The following is a 23927-nucleotide window of genomic DNA, read 5'->3' on the forward strand; positions in this document are numbered from 1 at the left end:
CGTCGACCACTCGCCCTGCCGCCCGCCGCCCCGACCGCCGTGCAATGGACACATGCATACACAAGGGCAGGCCGGCGCCGTGGTGGTGGCGGACCTGCGGAAGAGTTACGGAGCGGTGGAGGCCGTGCGCGGGGTGAGCTTCACCGTCGCGCACGGGGAGATCTTCGCGCTGCTCGGGCCGAACGGCGCCGGCAAGACCACCACGCTGGAGATCCTCGAAGGCTTCCGCGCCCGGGACGCGGGGCGGGTCGGCGTGCTCGGCCTCGACCCCTCGGACCCCGCCGTCGGGCGCCGGCTGCGCGAGCGGATCGGGCTGGTGCTGCAGGACATCGCGGTTGAGCCGTATCTGACCGTCCGCGAGACGATCGCCCGGGACGCGGGGTACTACCCGGCGCCGAGGGACGTCGACGAGGTGATCGGCCTGGTCGGCCTCGCCGGGCAGGAGCGGCGGAAGGTCAGGACGCTCTCGGGCGGGCAGAAGCGGCGCCTGGATCTGGCCCTGGGCCTGATCGGCGACCCGAGCCTGCTGTTCCTCGACGAGCCCACGACCGGGTTCGACCCGAACGCGCGCCGGAGCGCCTGGCGGCTCGTACGCGACCTGCGCGACGCCGGGACCACCGTCCTGCTCACCACGCACTCCATGGAAGAGGCGCAGGAGCTGGCCGACCGGGTGGCGGTGATCGCCGACGGCCGGGTGGTGGCCGAGGGCACTCCGTCGTCCCTCGGCGGCCGCGACACCGCCCGCGCTCGGATCCGCTTCGCCCTTCCGGAGGAGTGCGCGGCGGCCGATCTGCCGGTCGCCGGCGGCGGACCGGGCGACGACGGGCTGGTCACCGTGGAGACCGGGGAGCCGACCGAGGCGCTGCACCGGCTGACGGGCTGGGCGCTTGAGCGCGGCGTATCGCTCGACGGGATCACCGTCGAGCGGCCGAGCCTGGAGGACGTCTACCTCCGGCTGACCGGCCGGGGCGCACCGGAGTACGTGAGGGAGGCGAGCAAGCGATGAGCGCCACCGACCACCGGCCCCCGCGCCGCGGCCTGGGCCTGCTGTGGCACCAGATCCTCTTCGAGCAGCTGTCCTTCTGGCGCAACCCGCAGAGCGCCTTCTTCACCTTCGTCTTCCCGGTCGTGGTGATCGCGGTCTTCGGCGCCATGTTCGGCGGCGGCGGCACCGACCCGTACTTCTACGGACTCTCGGCGCTGGGGTACTACGTGTCCACGATCGCCGCGGTCTCCGTCCTGGGCTCCTGCTACAGCCAGCTGGCCATCGTCCTCGCCACGCGGCGGCAGAACGGGATCCTCAAACGGGTGCGGGCCACACCGCTGCCGGCCTGGGCGTACTTCCTCGGCCTGCTGGCGCACTGCGTCATGCTGAGCGTGGTGGACGTGCTGCTGATCGTCGGCGTCGGGCGGCTGTACGGCGTGCCGCTCCCCGGTCTCGCGCGGTGGCCCGCGATCGTGCTGACGCTCGTGCTGGGCGCGGCCTGCTTCTGCGCCCTCGGGGTCGCGGTGGCCTCCCTGATCCGCAATGCCGAGGCCGCGCCGGCGGTGGTACAACTCGTCCTGTTCCCGCTGGTGTTCATCTCCGGCACCTATCTGCCGATCCACTCCGGGACGGTGAACCAGGTGGCCGACGCGCTGCCGGTGCGGCCGTTCAACGAGGCCCTGCTCGGTGCTCTGGCCCAGCACTCCGACTCCGGTTTCGCGTGGCGAAGCCTCGGCGTGCTGCTCATCTGGGGCGCCGCGGGGGCGGTCGTCGCGGTCCAGATGTTATGCGCTGTTGAGCTGTCCTCGGGCTATCGTCCACCGTCATGTCGATCACCGGTTGGCGGGTGCACTTCACTCGCCGAGACCTGGCGAGGCCGTGCGAAGTGACCGCATTCATGCGGGAGTTCAGCGCCCTGTTCGCCGGTCTCAACGAGGTCTTGGACGATCGGGGAGTCCCTGAGGGGCAGCCGTTCCTGATCAGTCCGGCGGGCGGTTACGACGTGGCGCTGAACCGGTACTTCTCGGTGTGGCTGGCGTCGTCACCGTGGAACACCCAGGCCGCCCATGCCCGGGACTTGCGCACGTACTTCGACTTCCTGTGGTTCGCGCGAGGCCGGCATGACTGGCGTGACGCGTCCATGGATGACCGGGCGGCGTACGAGTGGTGGCGTCGTCGTGATGAGCGTGGACCTCGCCTGGAAGACACCAGCTGGGACCGGGAGGTGTCCACGGTCAACCAGTTCTACCTGTGGGCGATCGAGCAGGACCTCGTGAGGGCCAATCCCATCCGCCAGCGCGCGGCCGCAATGTGGTCGCCCTGGCGGGTCGGGACCGGCGCGGGCATGGTGCGGCAGGTGCCGGCGGAGATGTCGCACACGGGGTCTAGGCGGGAGGTGAAGTGGCTGCCACCTCGGTCGTACCGGCTGTGGCGCAATGTCGGACTGTGCGGCTATGACGCGCAGGAGATGCCCCGGCGGGGGTTCCGCGGAAGGTGGGCGGCACGGAACGCGGCGTACGCGGACTCGATGGTCCGTACGGGCCTGCGGTTGTGCGAGCACTCGGCCCTGACGGTGTTCGACCTGCCAGAGCTGCCACCTGCGGTGTCGGGGGTCGTCAACGCGCGGGCGGTTCTGCCGCACGCGATCTCTAAGGGGAGGTCGGGGCGGGCGGTGTACTGGCCGGTGTCGGTGCTGCGGGATGTGCGCGACTACATGGAGTGGGACCGGGCCGAGATGCTCGACTACGGCCGCTCGCGCGGCTTCTACATTCCAACACGCCGGTCGCTGCTGGTGGAGGACCCGGCCGTGCCGCGGGTGCGGATGGGGGGTCGATGGGTGCCGGTGGCCCGTCTGGATGACGGCGAGCGGCGCCGGCTGCTGGTGGCGACGGCTGACGGCGGGTGGGAGCCGGCGATGGTGTGGCTGAACCAGTGGGGTCTGCCGATGGCGATGTCGGGGTGGAAGCAGGTGTTCGCCGACGCCAACGCACGGTGTCGTGCCCAGGGTGTAGATGTGGGAGCGACACCGCACATGCTGCGGCATTCGTACGCGGTGATCACGCTGGAGTTGCTGTGGCGGGGGCATCTGCAGGCGCTGGGCGAGATGAACGAGCGGCAGCGGCTGACGTATCAGCGGGTATTCGGTGATCCTCTGAACTGGGTGCGAATCAGGCTCGGTCACCGCTCGGCGACGACCACGGCGCTGTACTTGCACACCTTGCAGGAGCTGGAGATGCGTACCCGGTTGGAGCTGGTGCCGGAGGGGGCGTGGGAGCCGGCGGGCTTCAGCGAGGAGGGCTGGCTGGAGCGGTCGGAGGTGGTCGCGTGAGCAAGGATGTGCCCCGCGCGGGCCGCGGCCGTGCGGCGGCTGTGCCCGACGGCTTCTACGAGCCGCCCCCAGTGGTGGAGTTGCCCGAGGACGGCGGTGCGCCGGTGGTGCGGTTCACGGGTGAGGACGGCCGCAAGCGCGTGTTCCGGTTCGAAGAGTTGCCGCTGCCGGGGCTGCACCGGGACTTCGCGCACGCACTGGGGGTGCGGATCGGGCCCGGCGGCGGGCGCCGCACGCAGCGGGCGGCGAGCAGCCAGTGGCAGACGGTCAAGCGGTTCTTGCTGCTCTTGGACGGGCTCGCGGAACCGCCGCGCCGGGTTCAGGAGCTGCGGGTGCGTCACCTGGAGCGGTACCTGATGTCGAGGCGCCAGACGTGTGGGGAGATTTCCGCCCGCCGGAACCTTCAGGACCTGCTTCGGATCGTGCGCGTCCTGCCCGGTCAGGACCGGCTGGACGGGGCGGTGGCGGACTATGCCGGGCAGCCTGGGCACGGCGTGGATGCGCAGCAGGCTGCGCGTCCGGGGTACTCCGATCGCGAGTTCCAGGCCATCATGGCCGCCGCCCGCTCCGACGTGGCAGCCATCCGCGACCGGATCATGGCAGGCGAGAAGCTGCTGGGGCGCTTCCTCGCCGGCGACGAAACCATGTCGGTGGCTGAGCGGGAGCAGGGGGCGCGGCTGGAGGCGATGGCGGCCACGGGCCGGGTCCAAGTCGACTACCGCGGGCTGACGGTGGGCGAGTATCCGGCGGCCTGCTACGCGCAGGCGCGGCAGTTGTTCGTGATCGACCCGGACCTTGCCCCGCTGCTGATCTATGCGGCCGGGCTGAGCGGCCGCAACCCGGAGACGCTCAAGGAACTGCCCGCCGAGCACCGGCTGCTGGAGGAGCGCGCGGTAGCGGTCACGCTGACCAAGCGCCGCCGAGGCAAGGCCAACTCCCGTACGACAGTGCACTGGAGCGTGGACGGGGAGCGGGAGCTGCGGACGATGGGTGGCTTCTACCTGCTGCTGCACCGGATGATGGGCCGCAGCCGGGCGTTGTCCGGGACCGGGTCGGTGTGGTCGATCTGGGCGGGCAACGGCCGCGGTAGTGTCCTCAATGCCGCCACTGGCGGGCACATCGGTCCCTTCGATGCGGAGCTGGCCCGCAAGCTGAAGCTCGGGGCGTGGGCCGGGCGTCACGGCCTGGTGGGCGATGACGGAAAGCCGCTGCAGATGATGCGCGCATCAAGAAGACCGTGGAGGTGCGCACGGCGAAGCAGGTCGGAGGGCATCTGCCGTCCGCGCGGGTGACGAACACGGCCAACACCTCCTTCACCCACTACCTGCGCACGGACCCGTTTGTCACCGAGTGGGCGGCCGACGTACTCACTGAGGCGATCACCGACGCGGAGGAGAGCGCCCGCGCCGTCGTCGTCCGCCTCGGCGCCGGGGAGGTGGCTGCCGTGCCGGAGCGGGTGCGCGAGCAGGCGGCCGCGGGCGAACTCGACACGCTGGCCAGTGCGTGCACGGACATCGAGAACGCACCCGGCGGCGGACGATGCCAGCAGTCGTTCCTGACCTGCTTCGGCTGCCCCAACGCCCTGGTGATGGAGCGCCATCTCCCGGCTCTGCTCTCCCTGGCCGAGGCTCTGCGCGAGGACCTTCAGCGCCAGGACGTCGGGCAGTGGACGGCCCGGTACGGGACAACCTGGCAGATCCTCACCCGCGACATCCTGCCCCGCTTCAGCCCCGCCCAGCGTGCCGCCGCCCAGGAGACACAGCCCCACCTGATGCTCGACCTTCTGCACGGGCCGAAGGAGTGGTCATGACACACGCTGCCGAAGCGCCCATACACCGCTTCGCCGTGCCCGAGAACGCCCTGGTCCTGGCCACGCGTCCGCTGCGGCCCGAGGCCCATCTGGAAGAAACTTCCCGCTACGGCGACGACCTGTGGACACTGACGCCGGCGTCGCTGCGTGCAGACCGCAAGCCCCACCGGCTCGACTTCACGCAGGTCCCGCACGCGCACCGGGACACCGCCAAGCTCCTGTTCTACACCCTCTTGATCGAGGACACCCCGCCTGGCGAAGAGCCGATCACGATCTCCAGCATCCGCGCCTATTTCACCTGCGTACGCCATTTCCTGGTGTGGGCACAGAACCGCCAGCTCCCCCTGGCGCAATTGACGGGCGAGGACCTGGACGCCTACCACGCCGAGCTGACGTCGCTGCGGATGTCGGTCAGCGGAATCTATCGCCAACGCCGTGCCGTGCGCCTGCTGTGGGCCTACCGTTCCCGCTTGGCCGACCACCTCGGGCAGGATCCGCTGCGGCGGGCGCTGTGGCAGGCATGGGCGCGCGCCAACCCCCGGCGGTACGACGAGAACCTCACCGACCGCATCCCCGAGCACGTCATGGGACCCTTGCTGACCTGGGCGCTGCGCTGGGTGGACGACCTCGCCGACGACGTGCTCGCCGCCCGCGCCGAGCGCGACGGCATCGACGCGCGCCCGCCTGCCCACCCCGATCCGCTCGTGGCCCTGCGGGCTGTGCTGGCCGGCTTCCGCCGGCGCGGACAGCCGCTGCCGGCTGCATCTGTCCGGCTGGCCACGGGATGGCGGGGCAGAGGGGGGTCCCCGAACTTCGCTTATCTGGCCCGTCTCGCGGGCCATCCGTCCTACCCGTTCAGAAAGGCCCGTTCCCGGCGGCTGATCGAGGAGGCGGTCCGCGATCTTGGTGTGGACACAGACTCCCCCCTGCGGCACGTCCCGCAGGCGCGGGTGGAAGGTCAGCGGTGGCTGGAGCAGATCTCCTACTACGAGGTCGGCCAGTTCGAGCGGCTGCTGCAGGTGTCCTGCTGGATCGTCATCGCCTACCTCTCCGGCCTTCGCGACTCCGAGATCAAACACTTGCGGCGCGGTTGCGTGAGCGCCCAGCGCGACGCCGACGGCCGTATCTACCGCTACCGGCTTCACGGACTGGCCTTCAAGGGCGAAGGCGTCCATGGCGCGGCCGCCAGCTGGATCGTCACCGCTCCCGTCGCACGGGCCGTCGTCGTCCTGGAACGCTGCCAGCCGGCCGACGAGCCCTACCTGTTCGCGCACCCGTTCAAGTCGGCCAACTACCAGAGCCACCACGTGGCTGGGCGCGTGCGGACCGGCGCCACCACCATCAGGGACATCACCGCACTGGCCAAGTGGATCAACGCCTACTGCGCGGCGCACTCACGCGTGGATGCGATCCCCGAGGACAAGGGGCGCCTGCCACACCTGACGCCCCGGCAGTTCCGACGCACGCTCGCCTGGTTCATCGCCCGCCGCCCGGGCGGCACCATCGCCGGCGCCCTGCAGTACCGCCACCAGCGCATCCAAATGTTCGAGGGCTACGCCGGCACCAGCGACTCCGGCTTCCGTGACGAGGTCGAGGCCGAAGAAGCCTTCGCCCGCGGCCAGTTCCTCGCCGAGCTGGGCACCGACGACGACCGGCCGACTCTGACCGGTCCCGCAGGCCCGGAAGCCGAAGCCCGACTTGCCGAGCTCGCCCGCCGCACCGTCTTCGACGGCCAGGCTGTCACCGACGAAGCCCGCCTGCGGCGCATCCTGGCCCGTCACGACACCCACATGTACCCGGGGACCTTCGTCACCTGCGTCTACAACCCGGACCGCGCCCTGTGCCGCGCGCCCGCCGACCCCGGCCACCAGCCGGCCTTGGCCGATTGCCAGCCCCTGGCCTGCCGCAACACCGCCCTCACCCCCGCCAACCACCAAGCCCTCTCCAGCCACCTTGCTCAGCTGGAGAACGCCCTGGACGACGGCGCCCGCCTCGCCCCTTACGTCCGACACCGTCTTCAGGAACAGCACCGTGCCACGGCCGCGTTCCTTGCCCGCCACGATCCGGAGCCCGCCGAGTGAAACGAGCCCTGCCCGACGCCGACACCGTCAAGGCCGCCATCGACACCGTCTTCGACGAGGCGTCCGCCAGCGGACGCAGGCCGACCGTCACCGCCATCGAGCGCCGCCTCGGCATCCCCCACGCCACCTTCCACCGCCACTACGCCGACCTGATCGACACCCACTTCCGGCCCCGGATCCCCGCGGCCCGCAACCAGACGCGCACGGACCGGCCGATGACCGACGAGCCCAAGGAGGAGAATCTCCGCCGGCTGCGGCAGGAAAACACCGACCTGCGCCGCACCCTCGCCCTGTACGAGGAGGCCATCCGGCAACTCACCCTCGAAAACCACGCCCTGCGCGGCGGCAGCAGCGTCATCCCCCTGCCCACCCGCAGCCGAACCTCCGCACCATCACAGCCCTGACCTGGGCCCCGTCCGGGTCGCCCAGCGCGCGAGGACCGGCGTCACCGCGTAGATGTGGCGGCGTGACCCTGACACCCCCGATCGAGCCGATGCTCGCCGAAGCCCGGCGGCAGCTGCCCCCGGACGAGGCACTGCCACAGGACTGGGTCGCGGAACAGAAGCCGGACGGCTTCCGGGCCATCCTCTTCGCACGCCCCGGATTCGTCATGCTCCAGTCCCGCCAGGGCGCGGACCTTACCGGCGCCTTCCCTGACATTGCCGCTGCGGCCACCGAGCCGGGTGAGGCGCTCGTGCTGGACGGCGAGCTCGTGGTGCCACACGAGGGGCGGCTGCACTTCGAAGAGTTGCAGCGCCGTGCTCGACGCCGAGGCCGCGGCGCCGTCCAGGCGGCGGCCGAGCGCCCCGCCTACCTGATCGTTTTCGACGTCCTGGAGGCCGGGGGCACCGAGTTGCTCGCCCGGCCATATCGCGAGCGGCGCGCGATCCTGGAGGACCTCTTCGCCCGCGAGGTGCTCGCCGCACCGTTCACGCTGTGCCCTGCCACCGGCGACCGGGCGACCGCGCTGGATTGGCTGGACCCGGCCTGGGGCACGGTCGGCATCGAGGGCGTCGTGATCAAGGGCGGCGGGCAGCCGTACCTGCCGGGCAGGCGTGCCTGGATCAAGGTCCGCTCCCGTACCACCGCCGAAGCACTGGTCGGTGGGATCACCGGGACGCTCTCCTCGCCTGCCACGCTGCTGCTGGCCCGCTATGACGCCGTCGGAGACCTGCGGTTGCTCGCCCGCACCACACCCCTGTCCACCGCCCAACGGCGCGACCTCGCCCGGCGACTGCACGCGGCCGGCCCCGACCACCCCTGGCACGGACGACGCTTCTCGGCATTCCCTGTTGAATTGGCGTGTTGAAGCCGATGCAAGAGGGGCGGGCAGCGTGCTGTCGTCGCTGACCCGGCTGTGGGTCTTCGACCAGCTCAGTGCCCGGCCCAGCGGCATTGGCTGCCCGCCGTGGGAGACCGAGGGGGTGGACGACTACCTGCCGCCGGCGACGCCGGCAAACTGCTCCATTCGCTGTCCCATCCCAACCCCCCGATCCGGGCGCTGCCGCCCCAGCCGCACCCGGGCCGGAGCAACTGAGTCGATGCTCGGGCGGTACGGATCTCCGAGGGCGCGCCGGGCGCCGCCCGAGCCGGCTCGAAGGCGGCGGTGACCAGCCCTTTCGTAGGGCTCCCGAGCCTGCCATGTAATGGTTGTAGCGCCCCGCACAGTTACATCAGTGTGTCTGCATGCCTGCTTCGATACTCGGTGCCCCGGGGCGTCTGTCCCTGCGGCACAAAGTGCCCCCCGGCCGTGCGCAGCTGTCGTTCCCCTGCGGGAGGGATGCGCGGTGACCGGCCGCCTGGCGACGCCTGCTGGATCGCCCATCCTGGAGATGGCCCGCCGCGCGGCCGAGCATCGCGCGCAGGGCCGACACATCGTCGATCTCACGCTCGGTGAACCAGATTTCGCCCCGCCCGGCCATGTCATCGCCGCGGCCCAAGAGGCGGCCGGCCGTGTGCTGGGCTACAGCCCCGCCAACGGCCTGCCCGAACTACGCCGGGCCGTGCGGCACGCGGTGGAGCGGGATCGCGGACTGGAGTACGCGGACGCCCAGGTGGCGGTGGGGTGCGGCGCGAAGCAAGTCATCTTCAACGCGTTCTTCGCCACCCTGTGCCCGGGGGACGAGGTGATCGTCCCGGCGCCGTACTGGGCGAGCTACCCCGCCATGATCCGCCTGTGCGGCGGGCTGCCGGTGGCCGTTGACTGCCCGGCCGAGTCTGGCTTCCGCCTCACGCCGCGAGCGCTGCGGGCGGCCATCACCGAACGGACGCGCTGGGTCGTGCTGAACGCCCCCGGTAATCCCTCCGGCGCCACCTACAGCCATGATGAACTGGCAGCCCTCGCCGAGGTGTTGCGACGGCACCCCACCGTCACGGTCCTGTCCGACGAGATCTACGCCCACATCCGCTACGACGATCGGGAGTACGTCGGCCTCGCGCAGGTCGCACCGGATCTGCGGGAGCGGATCCTGCTCGTCGACGGCGTCTCCAAGGCGTACGCGATGACCGGCTGGCGCATCGGCTGGGGACTGGGCCCGTCCGACCTCGTGCGCGCCATCACCGCCGTACAGACGCAGAACTGCACGCAGACGGCGGCCGTGAGCCAGCTGGCGGCCGTCGCCGCGCTGGAGGGGCCTCAGGGAGTCCTGGCGGAGCGGCGGGCGATCTACCACCGCCGCCGGGATGCCGCGCTGGCGATCCTGCGCCAGAGCCCGAACCTGGACACGGTGGCGCCGGACGGCGCGTTCTACCTGTTCCCGCGCCTTGCGGCCGGTGACGATCTCGCGGTGGCGGAGGCCCTCCTGGAGGCGGGACGCGCGACGGTGCCGGGCAGCGCCTTCGGCGCGCCGGGCCATCTGCGGCTCTCCTTCGCCACCGACATCACCACGCTGGAAGCGGGCTGCCGCACCGTCGTCCACGTCCTTGACGAGGTCGCCTCGTGATCGCACTGACACTCACGGCCCTGGTACCGGTCGTCCTGCTGATCGGGCTCGGCTTTGTCGTCAAGCGGTGGATGATCCAGGGCGAGAGCTTCTGGTCCGGGGCCGAGAGCCTCGGATACCGGGTGCTGTTGCCGGCACTGTTCCTGCACGGCCTCGCGACGGCCGACACCCATGACCTTCCGGTGAGAACCCTGACAATCGTCCTGGTCGCTTCTACTGTGGTGGTCGCCGCGCTGGTCATCGCCCTGAGGCCCCTGATGCGGTTGCCCGGCGACGGCTTCACCTCGGTCTTCCAGGGCAGCATCCGATTCAACAACTACATCGGCGTGACCATCGCCTCCGGCCTGTACGGCACGCAGGGCGTGGCCATGGCCGCGGTATGCAACGCGGCGATCGTGCCCACGGTCAACGTGCTGTGCGTGCTCGTCTTCGCCTGGTTCGGCGGCGCCCGCCTGAGCCTGACGGGCATCGCCCGGCAACTGGTGACCAACCCGCTCATCCTCGCCTGCGTGGCAGGCGGCCTCATCCAGGCCCTGGACCGGGGTCTGCCACCGGGCATCGAGCCGGCACTGCAGTCGCTGGGAGCCGCTTCGATGCCGCTGGGGCTGCTGTGCATCGGCGCTGCGCTGCGCTTTGGCCAGGCACGCGCATGGACAGGCCCGATCCTCACGTCCTCGACCATGAAGTTCGTCCTGATGCCGGCCGTGACCTTCCTGCTGGCCCAGCCGCTTGGCCTCGGGGCGTCGGCACTGCTCGTCGCCGTGCTCTTCCAGGCCCTGCCCACGGCATCGTCGTCGTACATCATGGCCCGACAGCTCGGCGGGGACGCACCCATGATGGCCGGCATCACCGCAACACAGACCCTCATGGGCATCGCCGCCGTCCCGCTCATCGCGGCCCTCGTCCCCACCTGACCACCGGGGCTTTCGGGTCCGCGGCCGCTGTCAGCCCCGCTTCATACGGTGACGGCGGACCGCATCAGTGTTGGCGCAGCGAGCACTGCAGTAGGCGCGGCGACCATTGCGGCTGGTGTCGGCGAAAGCCGTCCGGCACGAATCCAACGCACACACCCCCAGCCGCCGGCCCTCCGCCTCCATGGCGAAGATGGCCAGCCCTCCCGCGGTCACGGCCCGCACACGGCTCTGTACGTCCTTGCCGTCCGGCGCGAAATGCAGATGCGGCCGCAACCCGTCGTGCGTAGTCAGATAGACCCTTCCGGCACCGTCGGCGAGCAAGGCATTGACCATCTCGCACCGTTCGTCCTGCGAGACAGCCTCGAAAACGGGCCGCAAGCGCCGCGACCACACCCTGATCTCCTCGCAAGCCGAACCAGTCACACGAGCACGCCGAACCGCGTGACGCTCAAGCACCTGCTCCAACGCCTCAGCCCGCCACGAACCACCAGCCTCAAGGTTCACCAGCGACACAGCCAGGCGGACCCCGACCATGTTGTCATGCTCAAACTTCACTCACCCATTGCAGCACATCCGTTGTATCCGCCGTGATCGCCTGCACTGGGCAGCCGACACCACTGACACACCCGAACCAAACGATCACGTTCGGAAAGCGGATGGCGCCTGAGGGTCCCGATACTGGTGACCTACAATTAACTGTCTATGGAAGATAATTCTTTGGAAGATGAGTGATGGCTGACACTGACCTGAAGCTGCTGTACCGGGAGCTGGTCTCGCTGGAGATCGAGTTGTGGGACGGTATCGAGGGGCGGTTGCGGGCGGAGTATGACCTGGCGCTGACCTCGTTCGAGGTGCTGTACCTGCTGTTGCGGCGGCCTGGGCGGCGGATCCAGGACATCGCGGAGGAGTTCTCGATCACGGTGGGCGGCACGAGCAAGGTCGTCGACCGTCTGGAGGCGGCGGGCCTGTGCGGGCGGAGGGCCAATCCGAACGACCGCCGTTCCTCGATCGTCGAGCTCACCCCGGAGGGGCGGAAGCTGGTGGAGGGGGCGCTGAAGGTCTTCGAGGAGGAGCTGGAACTGCGGATCGGGTCGGTGATTCCCGAGGAGTCGGTACGCGAGGTGACGGCGGTCCTCAGTACGCTGCGGGCAGCCGGACGTGCTCTGGACGCGGAGCGGAAGGCCGGGGGTCGGACGCCGGTTCCGGCCTTGCGGGCGCCGAAGCAGTCCGGTCGGTCGGCCTCGTGAGCCAGGGTGCCTTGGGTGCGACAACGGGCGGCTGATGCGGGGCGGGTGACGATGGTTCACCCGCCCCGCATCAGCCGCCCGTTGTCGTTCAGTCGGCGATGCCGTCGAAGGCGATGACTTTGTCGATGTGGGCGCGGACGAGGAGGTTGCCGGGGCCGCCGTTGCGTGCGGCGTACTCCTGGGCGCGGTCCTCGCCCATGTAGCGGGCGCCGAGGAGGCCGCCCCAGTGCAGCAGCTCGTCGGGCTTCTCGGAGGTCTCGGCGCGTCCTTGGAGGATGACGAACGCGTATGGGGGGTGGTCGTCGTCGACGCAGAGGGCGAAGCGTCCATCGCGGGCGAGGTTGCGGCCCTTGACGCCGTCCTTCTCGGTGGTGAGCACGATGTCGTCACCGTCGAGAAGGAACCAGACCGGTGTGACGTGCGGGCTGCCGTCGGCTTTGACGGTTGACAGCTTGCCGGTGCGGGTGCTGTGCGTGACGAACTCCCGCCACTGCTCGTCGGTCATCTTCCGCATACGGTGCCTTTCACTCTGGTGGGGCCGTTCGCCGGCCCCGAGGCCAGGCCGGCCTCGGGGCACGCAGTGGGTTTCAGCGGCCCCAGAAGGCGTCTTCGGCGTTCTGGTCGCCGGAGAAGAGCCACATCTCGGTGATCTTGCCGTTCTGGATCCTCAGGAGATCCACGCCATCCATGGCCATGGACGTGTCGCCGCGGCGGCCGGTGAAGTGGATGGTGGCGGCGACCAGGTCACCGTTGCCCATGAGAGAGTGGACCGTGTCGATGGCGAAGGTGCCCTGGCTGGCCTCCATCATGCTGCCGAGCATCTGGAAGACGGCGCCCTGGCCCTTGTGGTCGCCGGAGAACTGGTTGGCGCCGGGCTGGTGCCAGACGATCTGCTCGTCGAGGAGGCCGCCGAGGGCGGCCATGTCTCCGGTCTGCACGGCCTGGAAGTAAGCGCGGGCCAGGTCGAGGTTCGCAGTGGTCATCGCGCTCTCCATGGTTCTCGTGCGGGTTCGGTCGGGGTCATCGGGCGAAGTCGAGGCGGTCGGCCAGGCCGGCCTCGGTGAAGGCGGCCTCGATCTCGGCGCGGCCTTCCTGGAAGTGGGCCCAGCTGTCGTAGTGCGCGGGGACGACGCGGCGGGCGCCGAGCGTCTTGGCGGCCTCGGCGCCCAGGGCGCTGTCGAGGGTGAGCAGGGCGCCGTCGAAGGCGAAGGGCATGCGGGCGCCGCCGAGGAAGAGGATCGCGGTGTCCACCGGGGCGAACCTCTCGGCGATCTCCTTGACGTGCTCCAGGGCGGCGTTGTCGCCGCTGACGTAGACCGAGGGCAGGTCGTCGGAGGTGAGCATGAAGCCGATGACGTCACCGGAGATCGGCTCGCAGCCCACGGGGCCGTGCCGGGCGGGCACGCCGGTGACGGTCACGGTCCCGCCGTCGGGCCGCTTGAGCTCGGCGGTCTGCCAGAAGGCGAGACCGCGGGCGCTGCCGCCCAGGCGGCCGGCGCCGCTCTCGGTGGTGAAGACGACCGGCACCTCGGCCAGGAGGGCACGCCCGGCGTTGTCGAGGTTGTCTTCGTGCGTGTCGTGGGAGAGCAGGACGGCAGCGACGCGGCCGAGGTCGGCGGCGGTGACCGGCGAGGGGGCGGTCTTGACCAGCTTGTGGTCACCCGGGAGGGGCATGGGGTACTCGCCGGGCGGGTCGAGGGTCGGGTCGGTGACGAACCTGAGCCCGCCGTACTCGACGAGGGCGGTGGGGCCGCCGTAGACGCGGACGGAGATCTTTTCGCTGGTGGCGCTGGCGCCAGGCATCCGGGGCACCTCTCGGTCGGGGGAACAGTGGTACGTGGCCCTGCGGCGTGCTCCGGCAGGAGGCAGGGCGGAAGGGGCAGGGGTTACGGGGCGGGTACGGAGAAGACGCCGAAGTGGTTGCCGGCGGTGTCCTCCAGCCGGGCGAAGGTGAAGCCCGCAGCGTCGGAGACCGGCTCCATGAGGACCTCGGCGCCGAGTTCCCGGCCGCGCTCGACAGTCGCTGCGACGTCCTGGACCAGGACGTAGAAGATCGCGTAGTTGGGGAAGTTGCCCTCCGAATCCCACACGCCTCCGGTCGGCTGCCCGGCGCCCGGCGTCATCACCGAGTGGTAGGTCACGCCGGGGGTGTTGGTGTTGAGGACGTACTGCCAGTCGAAGAGCTCGCCGTAGAACTCCTTGACCTTCTCGGGCTGGTCGGTGCCGAACTCGAACCAGGCGACCGAGTTGAAGGCGGGAACAGTCATGACACGCACTCCTTACGCCCCACAAGGGGACGGCTGTGACTCTCTGGGCCGGGCTAAATACAGATGGTGACCATCGCTCCGCGCGGGGCTCGCGGGAGTCCGGCGGGGATGGCGGGCTCCGGACCGGCCCGGGGTCCAGCAAACCATTTGCATTCCATGGAATCAACTTCCGAAGATTATTGTTCCTGTGTATGGGTTCGGTGGCCTGCGGTCCACCGGCCCTTGGACAGCACAGGACCCCGGCGCGTCGGACACGGACGGCCGGGCCTCAGGAAGGAAGCACGTCATGGAGCCGGTCGAGATTGAGGCGAAGACCCTGATCCAGAAGTCGAAGACCCCCTCGAACGACTACGTCATCAACCCCTACACCGGCTGCGTGATCGGCTGCGCCTACTGCTTCGCCAGCTTCGCCGGGCGCCAGTTCGGCCGGTCGGTCAAGGAGTGGGGCGACTACCTGTACGTGAAGAAGAACGCGGTCGAGCTCGCCCGCAAGGAGCTGGCGAAGATGCCGCAGGACAAGCGGCGGGGCACCATGCTGCTCAGCTCGGTCACCGACCCCTACCAGGGCCACGAGACGAAGTACCGGCTCACCCGCGGCATCCTGCGCGAACTGGAGAGGGTTGAGTATCCGGGCCTGGTCCGCATCCTCACCAAGTCACCTGTGGTCACCCGCGACATCGACCTGCTCACCAGCCTGCCCCGCGCGGAGGTCGGCATGACTGTGACCACCTCCGACGACAAGGTCAGCCGCTGGCTGGAGGTCCGCGCCCCGCTCGCCTCCCGCCGCCTGCGCACCCTGGCCGAACTCAACGAGGCGGGCATCGCCACCTACGCCTTCGTCGGCCCGCTCCTGCCCCACTTCGCCACCCAGCCCGAGCTTCTGGACGACCTCTTCGGCCGGCTCGTCGATGCGGGAGTCAGTGAGGTGTTCATGGAGCACATCAACCTCAAGCGGTACATCCGCGAACGCATGGACCAGGTTCTCGCCGACGAGCCCGAAGACGTCCGCGAGGCATACCTCCAGGCGCGGACCAAGGAGCACCGCGATCAGCTCGACGCGATCGTGGCGGAGCTGCTGGACAAACACCGGCTGCGGCTGCGCTTCGAGGAGGTCGTCCACCACGACGACAACGACACCCTGCGGCAGAGGCTCGCATCCTCGGCGTGACCATGGCCATGAACGTGTCCGGGGGCCGGGGGCCGGGGGCCGGGCCAGACGTACCTCAGGCGGTGACGCCGGACTCGGGATCCGGCACCGCCATGGCCCACGCCCCCATGGCCTCCAGGACCTCGCGCAGCCCCTCACCGAGAGGGGTCAGCGCGTACTCGACACGCGGCGGAATCTCCGCATACGTCGTGCGAGTGACGATGCCGTGCCGCTCGAACTGGCGCAGCCGGCTGGTCAGGGTGTGCGGGCTGATGCCCGGCAGGGCCTCGCGCAGCTGGTTGAAGCGGTGGGGGCCATGCAGCAGTTCGCGCACGATCAGAGTGGCCCACGGCCCGTTGAGCAGCGTGAGGAACCGGGCAACACCGCACTCGGGCAGACAGGGATCAGTCACAGTTTTGACCGTACCCCATTAGTGCAGTTGATGTAACTGGTGCACCTCATGCACTAATGACGTCATGACCTACGTGATTCACGGCGCCACCGGCGCCCAGGGTGCCCCCGTCGTCGCCGCTCTCGCCGCTACGGGCAAATCCGTGACCGCTCTGACCCGCAACCCCGACGCCGTCGTTCCCGGCGCGCAGCGCGTGCTGGCCGCCGGCTACTCCTCCGCCGCCGACCTGACCGAGGCCTACCGAGGTGCCGAGGGGGTCTTTGTCCACCTGCCGGTGGCTTCGGAGGAGGACCGCAAGACCTACGCGCACAACATCCTCACCGCTGTCCGCGAGGCCTCGCCGGACCGCGTCGTGTTTTCCACCAGCGGCTTCCCCATCGATCCCGCCATCGGCGGTGCCGCCGCGACCCTGGCCGCCGGCCTGGCCGACAGCGGTGTATCCCACGCGGTCATCGCGCCCGAGCTCTACCTCGAGAACCTGCTCATGCCGCACGTCATCGGCTCGGTCCGCGAGCGCGGTGTTCTGCCTTACCCGATCCGGGCCGACTTCCCCGTCTCCTGGGCCTCCCACCTGGACATCGCCGACGCCGCCGTCGCCCTGCTCGACCGCACGGACGTCACCGGCGTGGTCTCCGTCGGCCAGTACCCGGCGATCACCGGGCCGGACCTGGCCGAAGCATTCGGCGCCAGGCTCGGACGGGACGTGGTCTTCGACCAGATCACCGCCGAGGAGTTCCGCACCTCGATGGCTCCCCTGATCGGGGACGGCCCGGCCGCTGATATCGCAGGGGCATACCAGGCGATGAGCTCCATGCCTGGCCGCTCGATCGCGCCGGAGACCTCCGCCCAGAAGCTGCTGGGAGTCACCCCCCGGACCACAAGCCAGTGGCTGGCCGACATCGGCCTCTGACCACAACCTCTGTCAGCTCCGGCCGACTTCGCCAAGGCTTGGCCGCCCGCCGCATTCGGCGGGCGGCCCTGCCAAGCCTTCAAGTACTGCCGACCGCCCGGGCCAGGACCCGCTCCGACTTCAACACGCTGAACTTGACAGGGAATCCGCTGGCTGGGACGCCGGCGAACTGGAATACCGCCCCGTGCGGCCTGACCTGGTGGCGGAGTTCCAGGCCGACACCGCCATCGACGCGGGGCTCTACCGTCACCCCGTCCGGTTCCTGCGGTTGCGCGACGACCTAGCGCCGGGCCAGGTACTGCCCTTCACCCCCTGATGGGCGGGGGCCGAGTGGCTCGGATGCCAGTGCCGCCCGTGACTGGGGGGCAGACCCGGGAAGTCAGCGCGTGCGGGCTGTGCCCTCCGAAAGCCGGTCGGTGCCTTCCTGTTCGCTGGGGGGAGCGGGAGGCGGGGCTGTGGTTCCTCGGGGGATGAGGTGGGTGGGCAGGACGATGTGCCGGACGTGGTCGGACTCCGGGTCGTTGATGAGTTCCAGGGCCAGTTCGGCGGCAGCGCGGCCCAGGTCGGACGGCGACTGGGCGACGGTGGACAGGTCGAGCCATTCGGCCATCAGCTGGTCGTCGAAGCCGAGGACGGAGATGCGCTGGGGGACGTCGATCTGGACGGTGCGCAGGGTGGAGATGACGGAGGCGGCGAGTTCGTCCTGTTCGGCGAAGATCGCTGTGGGTGGTTCGCGCAGGCTGAGCAGGGTGCCGACGGCCTGAGTAGTGCCGCGTTTGTCGCGGGGCGGGGTGGTGACGACGAGGTCGTCGTCCAGCGGTATGCCCGCCTCGGTGAGCGCCTGCCGGTAGCCGACGAGGCGCTCGCGTGAGCTGAAGCTGAAGCCGCGGGCGTTGACGGTGTGGGCGAAGGCGATGCGGCGGTGGCCGAGGTTGATCAGGTGGCGGGTGGCCTTGCAGGCGGCGGCGACGTCGTCGACGTAGACGCTGGGCCGTCCTTCGACGTGCTGGCTGATGTAGATGACCGGCATGGCGAGGTCGTCGAGGCGAGCGGTCTCCTCCTTGGTGAGGTCGAAGCAGAACACCAGGAGGGCGTCGGCGTTGCGCCGGGCGGGCAGGCGGTCGAAGAACTCGGCCCGCTCGGCCAGGTCAGGGACCACGTAGACGGTCATCTCCATGCCCGCCTCCCGCAGCAGCGGGCCCAGGCTGGACAGTGCCGCCCCCATGAACCAGGAGTCGAGTGTGGGCACGAGCACCGCCATGACGCCCGTGCGGCCGGTGACCAGGCTGGATGCCTGACGGGAGACGGCGAAGTTCAGCTCTCGGGCGGCCTGCTCGACTCGGGCCCGGACGTCGGGCGAGACCGAGGTCAGGCCGCGCATCGTGCGCGAGACGGTCGACGGGGAAACCCCCGCCCGTTCGGCGACGTCGGCCAGGGTCGGGTGCCGCTGAGCTGGTGACATGAGCGGAAGTTAGCACAGCTCGAGCCTTCAGCGGGAGTCTCCGTGACAGCGCTGTCTCGCCCTTTCAGCAGGGTTCAGCAGGGTGTGGTGACCGGTTGCATCACATATAGGCACGGAATTTGCCCCTAACCCATCCGTGCTACTGCGACGTTACGCATTGACTTCCGCCAGATGCGCTCCTACGGTGCAAGCGTTGTCTCAGCGGAGGCAGAGCCGACACCGTGAAGTCATCTTTCGGTGCTTTGACCTGCGCTTTTGATCTACAGAATGCCGTGACAGCACAGTCTCGTAACAGAGGCATCCCAGAGTCATCTCGGTAGCTACTCCCTACAGGGCGCCCTCGCCGAGACTTCGGTTCCGCACGTCCAGGAGAGACAGTGAACGCCAGAACCACCAGAGTCCTTCAGTGCTCGGCCGTGCTCGTCGCCGCCGGGCTCGTCCTCACCGCCTGCGGCTCCTCCGACAGCAGCAGCTCTTCGGGCCAGTCGAAGAGCCCGTCGTTCACCGGCCGCGGCCCGATCACGTTCGCCGCTGCCAAGGACAGCTCCGGCGTCGTCCAGAAGGTGATCGACGGCTGGAACACGCAGCACCCGAAGGAGAAGGTCACCTTCGTGCAGCTGCCGTCGGATGTGAACCAGCAGCGTCAGCAGATGATCCAGAACGCCGAGACGAAGTCCGACGCCTACACGGTGCTCTCCCTGGATGCGGTGTGGACCTCGGAGTTCGCCGCCCACCAGTGGATCGACCAGCTGCCCGCCGGGCAGTTTCCGCTGGACAAGATGCTCAAGCCGGTGGTGGAGACGACCAAGTACCGCGACAACCTGTACGCGGTCCCGCAGTCCTCCGACGGAGGCATGCTGTACTACCGCTCCGACCTGCTGAAGAAGGCCGGCGTCAGCGCCGCGCCGACCACGTGGGCGGAAATGCGGGCGGCCTGCGCCAAGGTCGAGAAGCTGCCCGAGGCCAAGGGCATGTCCTGCTACGCCGGCCAGTTCCAGAAGTACGAGGGCCTCACCGTCAACTTCTCCGAGGCCGTGAATTCCGCCGGCGGCGTCGTCACCGACGCGGGCGGCAAGCCGGACGTCGACACACCCGCGGCGAAGAAGGGCCTGGACTTCCTGGTCGACTCCTTCAAGGACGGCACCATCCCGAAGGAGGCCATCACCTACCAGGAGGAGGAAGGCCGCCAGGCGTTCCAGTCCGGCAAGCTGGTCTTCCTGCGTAACTGGCCGTACGTGTACTCGCTGGCTGAGAAGAGCAAGGTCGCGGGCAAGTTCGCGGTCGCGCCGCTGCCCGGCCTGACCGGAGCCGGCTCCTCCACCTTGGGCGGCCACAACGTCGCCGTATCCTCCTTCGCCAAGAACAAGGCCACGGCGCTGGACTTCATCAAGTACTTCACCAACCACGACAGCGCGACCACGTTCCTCAAGGAGGGCTCGGCCGCTCCGCCGTACGCGGACCTGTACGACGACCAGGCGCTGGCCAAGCAGTACCCGTATCTGCCGGTGCTGAAGAAGTCGATCCTCAACGCGGTGCCGCGCCCGAGGGTGGTCCAGTACGGCGACGTGTCCTCGGCGATCCAGCAGGAGGCGTACGCGGCCCTGAACGGCGACAAGTCCAGCACACAGGCGCTGAAGGACCTGCAGGAAGCCCTGCAGAAGCTCTCGGCGCAGTGAGAAGGAGGCTCGTGGTGGCCACTCGGACCCCACCTGAGACGGCCGCGGACCGGCCGCCCGGACCGGCAGCAGGCCGGGCCGGGCGGCTCCCCGCGCCGGAGAAAGCCCGGCGCGGCCGGAAGTCGGCCACAGCGGGTACCGGCCGGATGGCGGCCCTGCTGGTGTCCCCGACCCTGCTGGTGCTGACCGTTGTCGTGCTTTACCCGACGATCATGGCGCTGCGGGAATCGCTGTACGGGACCAAGGGCCTGGACCCGAAGACCGGCTTCATCAGCGACAGCGAGCCGTTCGTCGGGCTGCAGAACTACACCGACATCTTCGGCGAGGCCGGAGAGCGATTCTGGAACGCCTTTTGGAACACCACCTTCTTCACCGTCGTCACCGTGGGGCTGGAGACGGTGATCGGTGTCGCGATGGCGCTGATCATGCACAAGGCGTTCAGCGGACGGGCCCTGATCCGTGCGAGCATTCTGATTCCCTGGGCCGTGCCCACGGCCATCTCCGGCCTGCTGTGGCGGTGGATCTTCAACAGTGACGGTATCGCCAACGCCCTGATCGGGCACCAGGTCCTGTGGACCACCGAGGGCTTCCACGCCAAGGTTGCCGTCATCATCGCCGAGGTGTGGAAGACCGCCCCCTTCATCGGGCTGCTGGTCCTGGCCGGCCTGCAGGTCATCCCGAGGGAAGTTTACGAGGCGGCCCGCATGGACGGGGCGAGCCCGCTGCGCCAGTTCTGGCACATCACGTTGCCGCTGGTGAAGCCCGCTCTGCTGGTGGCTGTGCTGTTCCGCTGTCTGGACGCGCTGCGGATGTTCGACCTGCCCTACCTCCTCGTCGGCGCGCAGAAGAGTTCGGTGGAGACCCTGTCGATGCTCGCGCAGAACGAGGCGTCCAACGTCCGCTTCGGGCCGGCCGCTGCCTATGCGGTGGTGCTCTTCGTCTACGTCCTTCTCATCGCGCTGGGCTTCGTTCGGCTGCTGGGCGCGGACGTCGTGGGCGACGCGGGCGGTCCGGGCAGGAAGAAGCGCCGATGGGCCTCGAAGCGGAACCGTGTGGAGGTGCCGGCATGACCGCGACGGTGAAATGGCGAACCTGGCTGCTCTACCTGGGAGTTGCCGCAGTGGTGGCCTACTGCCTGGCCCCCTTCTACTGGATGCTGGTCTCCAGCCTGCGCCGCACCTCGGACATCTTCGACACCTCACTGCTGCCCGCCCCGGTGTCGTTCGAGAACTACCGGGCGGTCTTCAGCCCCTCCCAGGGCTTCGGCCGCGCCCTGCTCAACAGCCTGATCGTCGCCGGCACGACCACCGTCCTGGCGCTGCTGCTGGCCACGTTCACCGCCTACGCGATGGCGCGGCTGGAGTTCCGCTTCAAGCGGCTGATCCTCACCCTGATCATCGCGACCTCGATGTTCCCGGTCGTGTCGATCCTGGTCCCGCTGCTGAAGCTGTTCACCGACATCGGCTGGATCAACACCTACCAGGCGATGATCGTGCCCAGCATGTCGTTCGTGCTGCCGCTCGCGGTGTGGAACCTGACCACGTTCTTCCGGCAGATGCCCGACGAACTCGAGCAGGCGGCGATGATCGACGGCTGCACCCGCGGCCAGGCGTTCCGCAAGATCATCATCCCGCTCGCCGCACCGGGCATCTTCACCACCGCGATCATCATCTTCATCGCCGCCTGGAACGAGTTCCTCATCGCCCTGTCGATGACGAACCGGCCCAGCATCCAGACCGCGCCGGTCGCCATCTCCAAGTTCGTCGGCGCCAGCCAGTTCGACACCCCGTTCGGCAGCCAGATGGCAGCAGGCGTCCTGGTCACCATCCCACTGGTGATCATGGTGCTGCTCTTCCAGCGCCGCATCGTCGCCGGACTCACCGCGGGCGCGGCCAAGTAACCCCCGGCCGCTGCATCGCACCTTCCCCCACTATCGAAGGACCCTCAGCACCATGTCCTCCACCACGCCCTCGCCCTGGTGGCGCAGTGCCGTCATCTACCAGGTCTACATCCGCAGCTTCGCCGACGGCGACGGCGACGGCGTCGGCGACATCGCTGGCCTGCGCTCCCGCCTGCCGTACCTGAAGTCGCTCGGCGTGGACGCCCTGTGGATCAACCCCTGGTACAAGTCCCCGATGGCGGACGGCGGCTACGACGTGGCCGACTTCCGCGCCATCGACCCGCTGTTCGGCACGGTCGCCGACGCCGAACAGCTCATCGCCGAAGCCCACGAGCACGGGATCCGCATCATCCCCGACATCGTGCCCAACCACACCTCCGACGATCACGCCTGGTTCCGGGCCGCGCTGGACGCCGGCCCCGGCAGCCCGGAGCGCGAGCGTTACATTTTCCGGCCCGGCCGCGGCCCCGACGGCACCCAGCCGCCCAACAACTGGGTCTCCTGCTTCGGCGGACCGGCCTGGACCCGCATTCCCGACGGCGAGTGGTACCTCCACCTGTACGCACCCGAGCAGCCCGACCTGAACTGGCAGCACTCCGACGTGCACGCCGAGTTCGAGTCGATCCTGCGGTTCTGGTTCGACCGGGGCGTCGACGGTTTCCGTATCGACGTCGCCCACGGGCTCGCCAAGGACCCCGAACTGCCCGACCTGACACGCGAACAGATCGTGCACCCGCACTGGGACCGCGACGAGGTCCACGACATCTACCGCACCTGGCGCCAGGTCGCCGACGAGTTCGACGGCGAGCGGGCCTTCGTTGCCGAAGCCTGGGCGGACACCCCCGAACGCCTGGCCGCCTACGTCCGCCCGGGCGGCCTGCACACCGCCTTCAACTTCGACTTCCTCATGGCCAGCTGGGACCCCAAGGACCTCCGTACGGTCATCGACGACTCCCTCGCCATGCTCAGCGGCGTCGGCGCCCCGGCCACCTGGGTGCTCTCCAACCACGACGTCATGCGCCACACCAGCCGCTACGCCCGCCGGACCGTCGCACGCTGGGTGCCCAACGAGCGTTACCAGCCGGAGGGTCCCGTCGACCTCGAATTGGGCACCCGTCGGGCCCGCGCCGCCGCTCTGCTGATGCTCGCTCTGCCCGGCGGCGCCTACATCTACCAGGGCGACGAACTCGGCCTGCCCGAGGTCGAGGACCTTCCCGTGGACGTCCTTGAGGACCCCATCTGGGAACGCTCCGGCCACACCGACCGCGGCCGCGACGGCTGCCGCGTCCCGATCCCCTGGTCCGGGCAGGCGGAGCCGTTCGGCTTCAGCCCCGACGACGCCTACGCTGGCCCCTGGCTGCCCCAGCCCACCAGCTGGGGTGAGCGCAGCGTGGAGGCACAGACCGGCGACGAAACCTCGATGCTGGAGCTGTACCGCAGCGCCCTCCGCCTCCGCCGCGACCACCCTGCCCTCGGCGACGGCACCATGACCTGGCAGGACGCCCCCGCAGGCGTCCTGGCCTTCCGCCGCGAACCCGGCTTCCTCTGCGTCGTCAACCTCTCAGATGAGGCGTACCCGCTGCCCGACCACACCGCGATCCTGCTGGCCAGCGGCCCGGTCGCGGACGGACGGGTGGAACACGAACACGCGGTCTGGCTCGCCGTATAGCGGCCCGCAATGGGGGCCACGGCCCCTCCGAATCGCCAGGGCCTGTCCGGTGTCACTCCCCGCTGACCGGACAGGCCCTGGCCCCCACCCTCGGCACGGCGGGGCGCCGTCGCGCCAATACCACCACGAGAGGCTCCGCTCCTTTGGACATCACCACCACGTCCCAGACCTCCGAT

General features: G+C 69.5%; 25 protein-coding genes. 18 read left to right on the forward strand and 7 right to left on the reverse strand.

From position 1 onward, the window contains the following. The first annotated feature begins 52 nt into the window (after window positions 1-52). The 10 genes from PV419_RS31420 (at window position 53) to PV419_RS31465 (ending at window position 11061) form a co-directional block, all read left to right on the forward strand. Entirely contained in the window at window positions 53-1006 is a 954-nt protein-coding gene (locus tag PV419_RS31420) for an ABC transporter ATP-binding protein (protein WP_319694707.1), read from the forward strand. Next, the gene (locus PV419_RS31425; RefSeq protein ID WP_319694709.1) at window positions 1003-1875 is read left to right on the forward strand and encodes an ABC transporter permease; all 873 of its coding nucleotides are present in this window, start codon (window positions 1003-1005) and stop codon (window positions 1873-1875) included. The genes PV419_RS31420 and PV419_RS31425 overlap by 4 nt, the downstream gene beginning before the upstream one ends. Then, on the forward strand, window positions 1872-3314 hold the full coding sequence (locus PV419_RS31430) for a site-specific integrase (protein WP_319694711.1): 1443 nt from the start codon (window positions 1872-1874) through the stop codon (window positions 3312-3314). Before PV419_RS31425 ends, PV419_RS31430 begins: the two co-directional genes overlap by 4 nt. Next, entirely contained in the window at window positions 3311-4606 is a 1296-nt protein-coding gene (locus PV419_RS31435; RefSeq protein WP_319694713.1) for a hypothetical protein, read from the forward strand. Before PV419_RS31430 ends, PV419_RS31435 begins: the two co-directional genes overlap by 4 nt. After that, window positions 4558-5124: a hypothetical protein gene (locus tag PV419_RS31440; protein WP_319694715.1), complete on the forward strand. Its 567-nt coding sequence runs from the start codon at window positions 4558-4560 to the stop codon at window positions 5122-5124. Before PV419_RS31435 ends, PV419_RS31440 begins: the two co-directional genes overlap by 49 nt. Beyond that, window positions 5121-7205 (forward strand): hypothetical protein, encoded by a 2085-nt coding sequence (locus tag PV419_RS31445; protein ID WP_319694716.1) that lies wholly within the window; start codon window positions 5121-5123, stop codon window positions 7203-7205. The genes PV419_RS31440 and PV419_RS31445 overlap by 4 nt, the downstream gene beginning before the upstream one ends. Beyond that, the gene (locus PV419_RS31450; protein ID WP_067426434.1) at window positions 7202-7609 is read left to right on the forward strand and encodes a hypothetical protein; all 408 of its coding nucleotides are present in this window, start codon (window positions 7202-7204) and stop codon (window positions 7607-7609) included. Before PV419_RS31445 ends, PV419_RS31450 begins: the two co-directional genes overlap by 4 nt. 62 nt (window positions 7610-7671) lie before the next feature. Further along, window positions 7672-8514 carry an ATP-dependent DNA ligase gene (locus PV419_RS31455; protein ID WP_319694721.1) on the forward strand — a complete coding sequence of 281 codons (843 nt, stop codon included), beginning with the start codon at window positions 7672-7674 and terminating at the stop codon, window positions 8512-8514. Window positions 8515-8992: 478 nt separating this feature from the next. After that, window positions 8993-10147 (forward strand): pyridoxal phosphate-dependent aminotransferase, encoded by a 1155-nt coding sequence (locus tag PV419_RS31460; protein WP_319694723.1) that lies wholly within the window; start codon window positions 8993-8995, stop codon window positions 10145-10147. Then, a complete protein-coding gene (locus PV419_RS31465; protein WP_319694724.1) occupies window positions 10144-11061 on the forward strand; it encodes an AEC family transporter in 918 nt (305 codons plus the stop codon). Before PV419_RS31460 ends, PV419_RS31465 begins: the two co-directional genes overlap by 4 nt. Window positions 11062-11091: 30 nt before the next feature. Here the strand turns inward: PV419_RS31465 and PV419_RS31470 are convergent, their stop codons facing one another. Next, window positions 11092-11616: a CGNR zinc finger domain-containing protein gene (locus PV419_RS31470; RefSeq protein WP_319694726.1), complete on the reverse strand. Its 525-nt coding sequence runs from the start codon at window positions 11614-11616 to the stop codon at window positions 11092-11094. A gap of 176 nt (window positions 11617-11792) precedes the next feature. Here PV419_RS31470 and PV419_RS31475 point away from each other — a divergent pair, with 176 nt between their 5' ends. After that, window positions 11793-12308, forward strand: coding sequence for a MarR family transcriptional regulator (locus PV419_RS31475; RefSeq protein ID WP_319694727.1), 516 nt, complete (start codon window positions 11793-11795; stop codon window positions 12306-12308). An 88-nt stretch (window positions 12309-12396) separates the two neighbouring features. Here PV419_RS31475 and PV419_RS31480 read toward each other — a convergent pair whose 3' ends face one another. From PV419_RS31480 to PV419_RS31495, 4 genes are all read right to left on the reverse strand, one after another. Next, window positions 12397-12822 (reverse strand): PPOX class F420-dependent oxidoreductase, encoded by a 426-nt coding sequence (locus PV419_RS31480; RefSeq protein WP_319694729.1) that lies wholly within the window; start codon window positions 12820-12822, stop codon window positions 12397-12399. A gap of 73 nt (window positions 12823-12895) precedes the next feature. Continuing rightward, window positions 12896-13291: a nuclear transport factor 2 family protein gene (locus PV419_RS31485; protein ID WP_319694731.1), complete on the reverse strand. Its 396-nt coding sequence runs from the start codon at window positions 13289-13291 to the stop codon at window positions 12896-12898. 37 nt (window positions 13292-13328) lie between these two features. Beyond that, a complete protein-coding gene (locus PV419_RS31490; RefSeq protein ID WP_319694733.1) occupies window positions 13329-14111 on the reverse strand; it encodes an MBL fold metallo-hydrolase in 783 nt (260 codons plus the stop codon). Window positions 14112-14194: 83 nt separating this feature from the next. Continuing rightward, the gene (locus PV419_RS31495; protein WP_319694735.1) at window positions 14195-14575 is read right to left on the reverse strand and encodes a VOC family protein; all 381 of its coding nucleotides are present in this window, start codon (window positions 14573-14575) and stop codon (window positions 14195-14197) included. Between the two features lie 286 nt (window positions 14576-14861). Between PV419_RS31495 and PV419_RS31500 the strand changes: the two genes are divergently transcribed. Next, window positions 14862-15743 (forward strand): SPL family radical SAM protein, encoded by an 882-nt coding sequence (locus tag PV419_RS31500; RefSeq protein WP_319694737.1) that lies wholly within the window; start codon window positions 14862-14864, stop codon window positions 15741-15743. 55 nt (window positions 15744-15798) lie between these two features. On the opposite strand, the gene PV419_RS31505 is transcribed toward PV419_RS31500, so the two are convergent. Then, window positions 15799-16134, reverse strand: a complete 336-nt coding sequence (locus PV419_RS31505; RefSeq protein WP_175436770.1) for a winged helix-turn-helix transcriptional regulator — start codon at window positions 16132-16134, stop codon at window positions 15799-15801. Window positions 16135-16198: 64 nt separating this feature from the next. Here PV419_RS31505 and PV419_RS31510 point away from each other — a divergent pair, with 64 nt between their 5' ends. Further along, window positions 16199-17044 (forward strand): SDR family oxidoreductase, encoded by an 846-nt coding sequence (locus tag PV419_RS31510; protein WP_319694741.1) that lies wholly within the window; start codon window positions 16199-16201, stop codon window positions 17042-17044. Window positions 17045-17228: 184 nt separating this feature from the next. Next, entirely contained in the window at window positions 17229-17360 is a 132-nt protein-coding gene (locus tag PV419_RS31515) for a hypothetical protein (RefSeq protein ID WP_319694744.1), read from the forward strand. 63 nt (window positions 17361-17423) lie between these two features. Here the strand turns inward: PV419_RS31515 and PV419_RS31520 are convergent, their stop codons facing one another. After that, a complete protein-coding gene (locus PV419_RS31520) occupies window positions 17424-18506 on the reverse strand; it encodes a LacI family DNA-binding transcriptional regulator (RefSeq protein WP_319694746.1) in 1083 nt (360 codons plus the stop codon). A gap of 377 nt (window positions 18507-18883) precedes the next feature. Between PV419_RS31520 and PV419_RS31525 the strand changes: the two genes are divergently transcribed. Genes PV419_RS31525 through PV419_RS31540 form a run of 4 tightly spaced genes read left to right on the forward strand, consistent with a single transcriptional unit; the run spans window position 18884 to window position 23751 of the window. Continuing rightward, entirely contained in the window at window positions 18884-20182 is a 1299-nt protein-coding gene (locus PV419_RS31525; RefSeq protein ID WP_319694748.1) for an ABC transporter substrate-binding protein, read from the forward strand. A gap of 14 nt (window positions 20183-20196) precedes the next feature. After that, window positions 20197-21252, forward strand: a complete 1056-nt coding sequence (locus PV419_RS31530; RefSeq protein WP_319694750.1) for a sugar ABC transporter permease — start codon at window positions 20197-20199, stop codon at window positions 21250-21252. Beyond that, a complete protein-coding gene (locus PV419_RS31535) occupies window positions 21249-22082 on the forward strand; it encodes a carbohydrate ABC transporter permease (protein WP_319694752.1) in 834 nt (277 codons plus the stop codon). The genes PV419_RS31530 and PV419_RS31535 overlap by 4 nt, the downstream gene beginning before the upstream one ends. A gap of 52 nt (window positions 22083-22134) precedes the next feature. After that, window positions 22135-23751, forward strand: a complete 1617-nt coding sequence (locus tag PV419_RS31540; protein ID WP_319694754.1) for a glycoside hydrolase family 13 protein — start codon at window positions 22135-22137, stop codon at window positions 23749-23751. Window positions 23752-23927: the final 176 nt, after the last annotated feature.

Source organism: Streptomyces sp. ME19-01-6 (assembly GCF_033793745.1).
Lineage (GTDB): Bacteria > Actinomycetota > Actinomycetes > Streptomycetales > Streptomycetaceae > Streptomyces.

Bases quoted from the DNA above. Each gene is read 5' to 3' on its own strand.
- PV419_RS31420 (WP_319694707.1), top strand. From the start codon at position 53: ATGCATACACAAGGGCAGGCCGGCGCCGTGGTGGTGGCGGACCTGCGG.
- PV419_RS31425 (WP_319694709.1), top strand. From the start codon at position 1,003: ATGAGCGCCACCGACCACCGGCCCCCGCGCCGCGGCCTGGGCCTGCTG.
- PV419_RS31445 (WP_319694716.1), top strand. From the start codon at position 5,121: ATGACACACGCTGCCGAAGCGCCCATACACCGCTTCGCCGTGCCCGAG.
- PV419_RS31475 (WP_319694727.1), top strand. From the start codon at position 11,793: ATGGCTGACACTGACCTGAAGCTGCTGTACCGGGAGCTGGTCTCGCTG.
- PV419_RS31480 (WP_319694729.1), bottom strand. From the start codon at position 12,822: ATGCGGAAGATGACCGACGAGCAGTGGCGGGAGTTCGTCACGCACAGC.
- PV419_RS31485 (WP_319694731.1), bottom strand. From the start codon at position 13,291: ATGACCACTGCGAACCTCGACCTGGCCCGCGCTTACTTCCAGGCCGTG.
- PV419_RS31490 (WP_319694733.1), bottom strand. From the start codon at position 14,111: ATGCCTGGCGCCAGCGCCACCAGCGAAAAGATCTCCGTCCGCGTCTAC.
- PV419_RS31495 (WP_319694735.1), bottom strand. From the start codon at position 14,575: ATGACTGTTCCCGCCTTCAACTCGGTCGCCTGGTTCGAGTTCGGCACC.
- PV419_RS31500 (WP_319694737.1), top strand. From the start codon at position 14,862: ATGGAGCCGGTCGAGATTGAGGCGAAGACCCTGATCCAGAAGTCGAAG.
- PV419_RS31510 (WP_319694741.1), top strand. From the start codon at position 16,199: ATGACCTACGTGATTCACGGCGCCACCGGCGCCCAGGGTGCCCCCGTC.
- PV419_RS31520 (WP_319694746.1), bottom strand. From the start codon at position 18,506: ATGTCACCAGCTCAGCGGCACCCGACCCTGGCCGACGTCGCCGAACGG.
- PV419_RS31535 (WP_319694752.1), top strand. From the start codon at position 21,249: ATGACCGCGACGGTGAAATGGCGAACCTGGCTGCTCTACCTGGGAGTT.
- PV419_RS31540 (WP_319694754.1), top strand. From the start codon at position 22,135: ATGTCCTCCACCACGCCCTCGCCCTGGTGGCGCAGTGCCGTCATCTAC.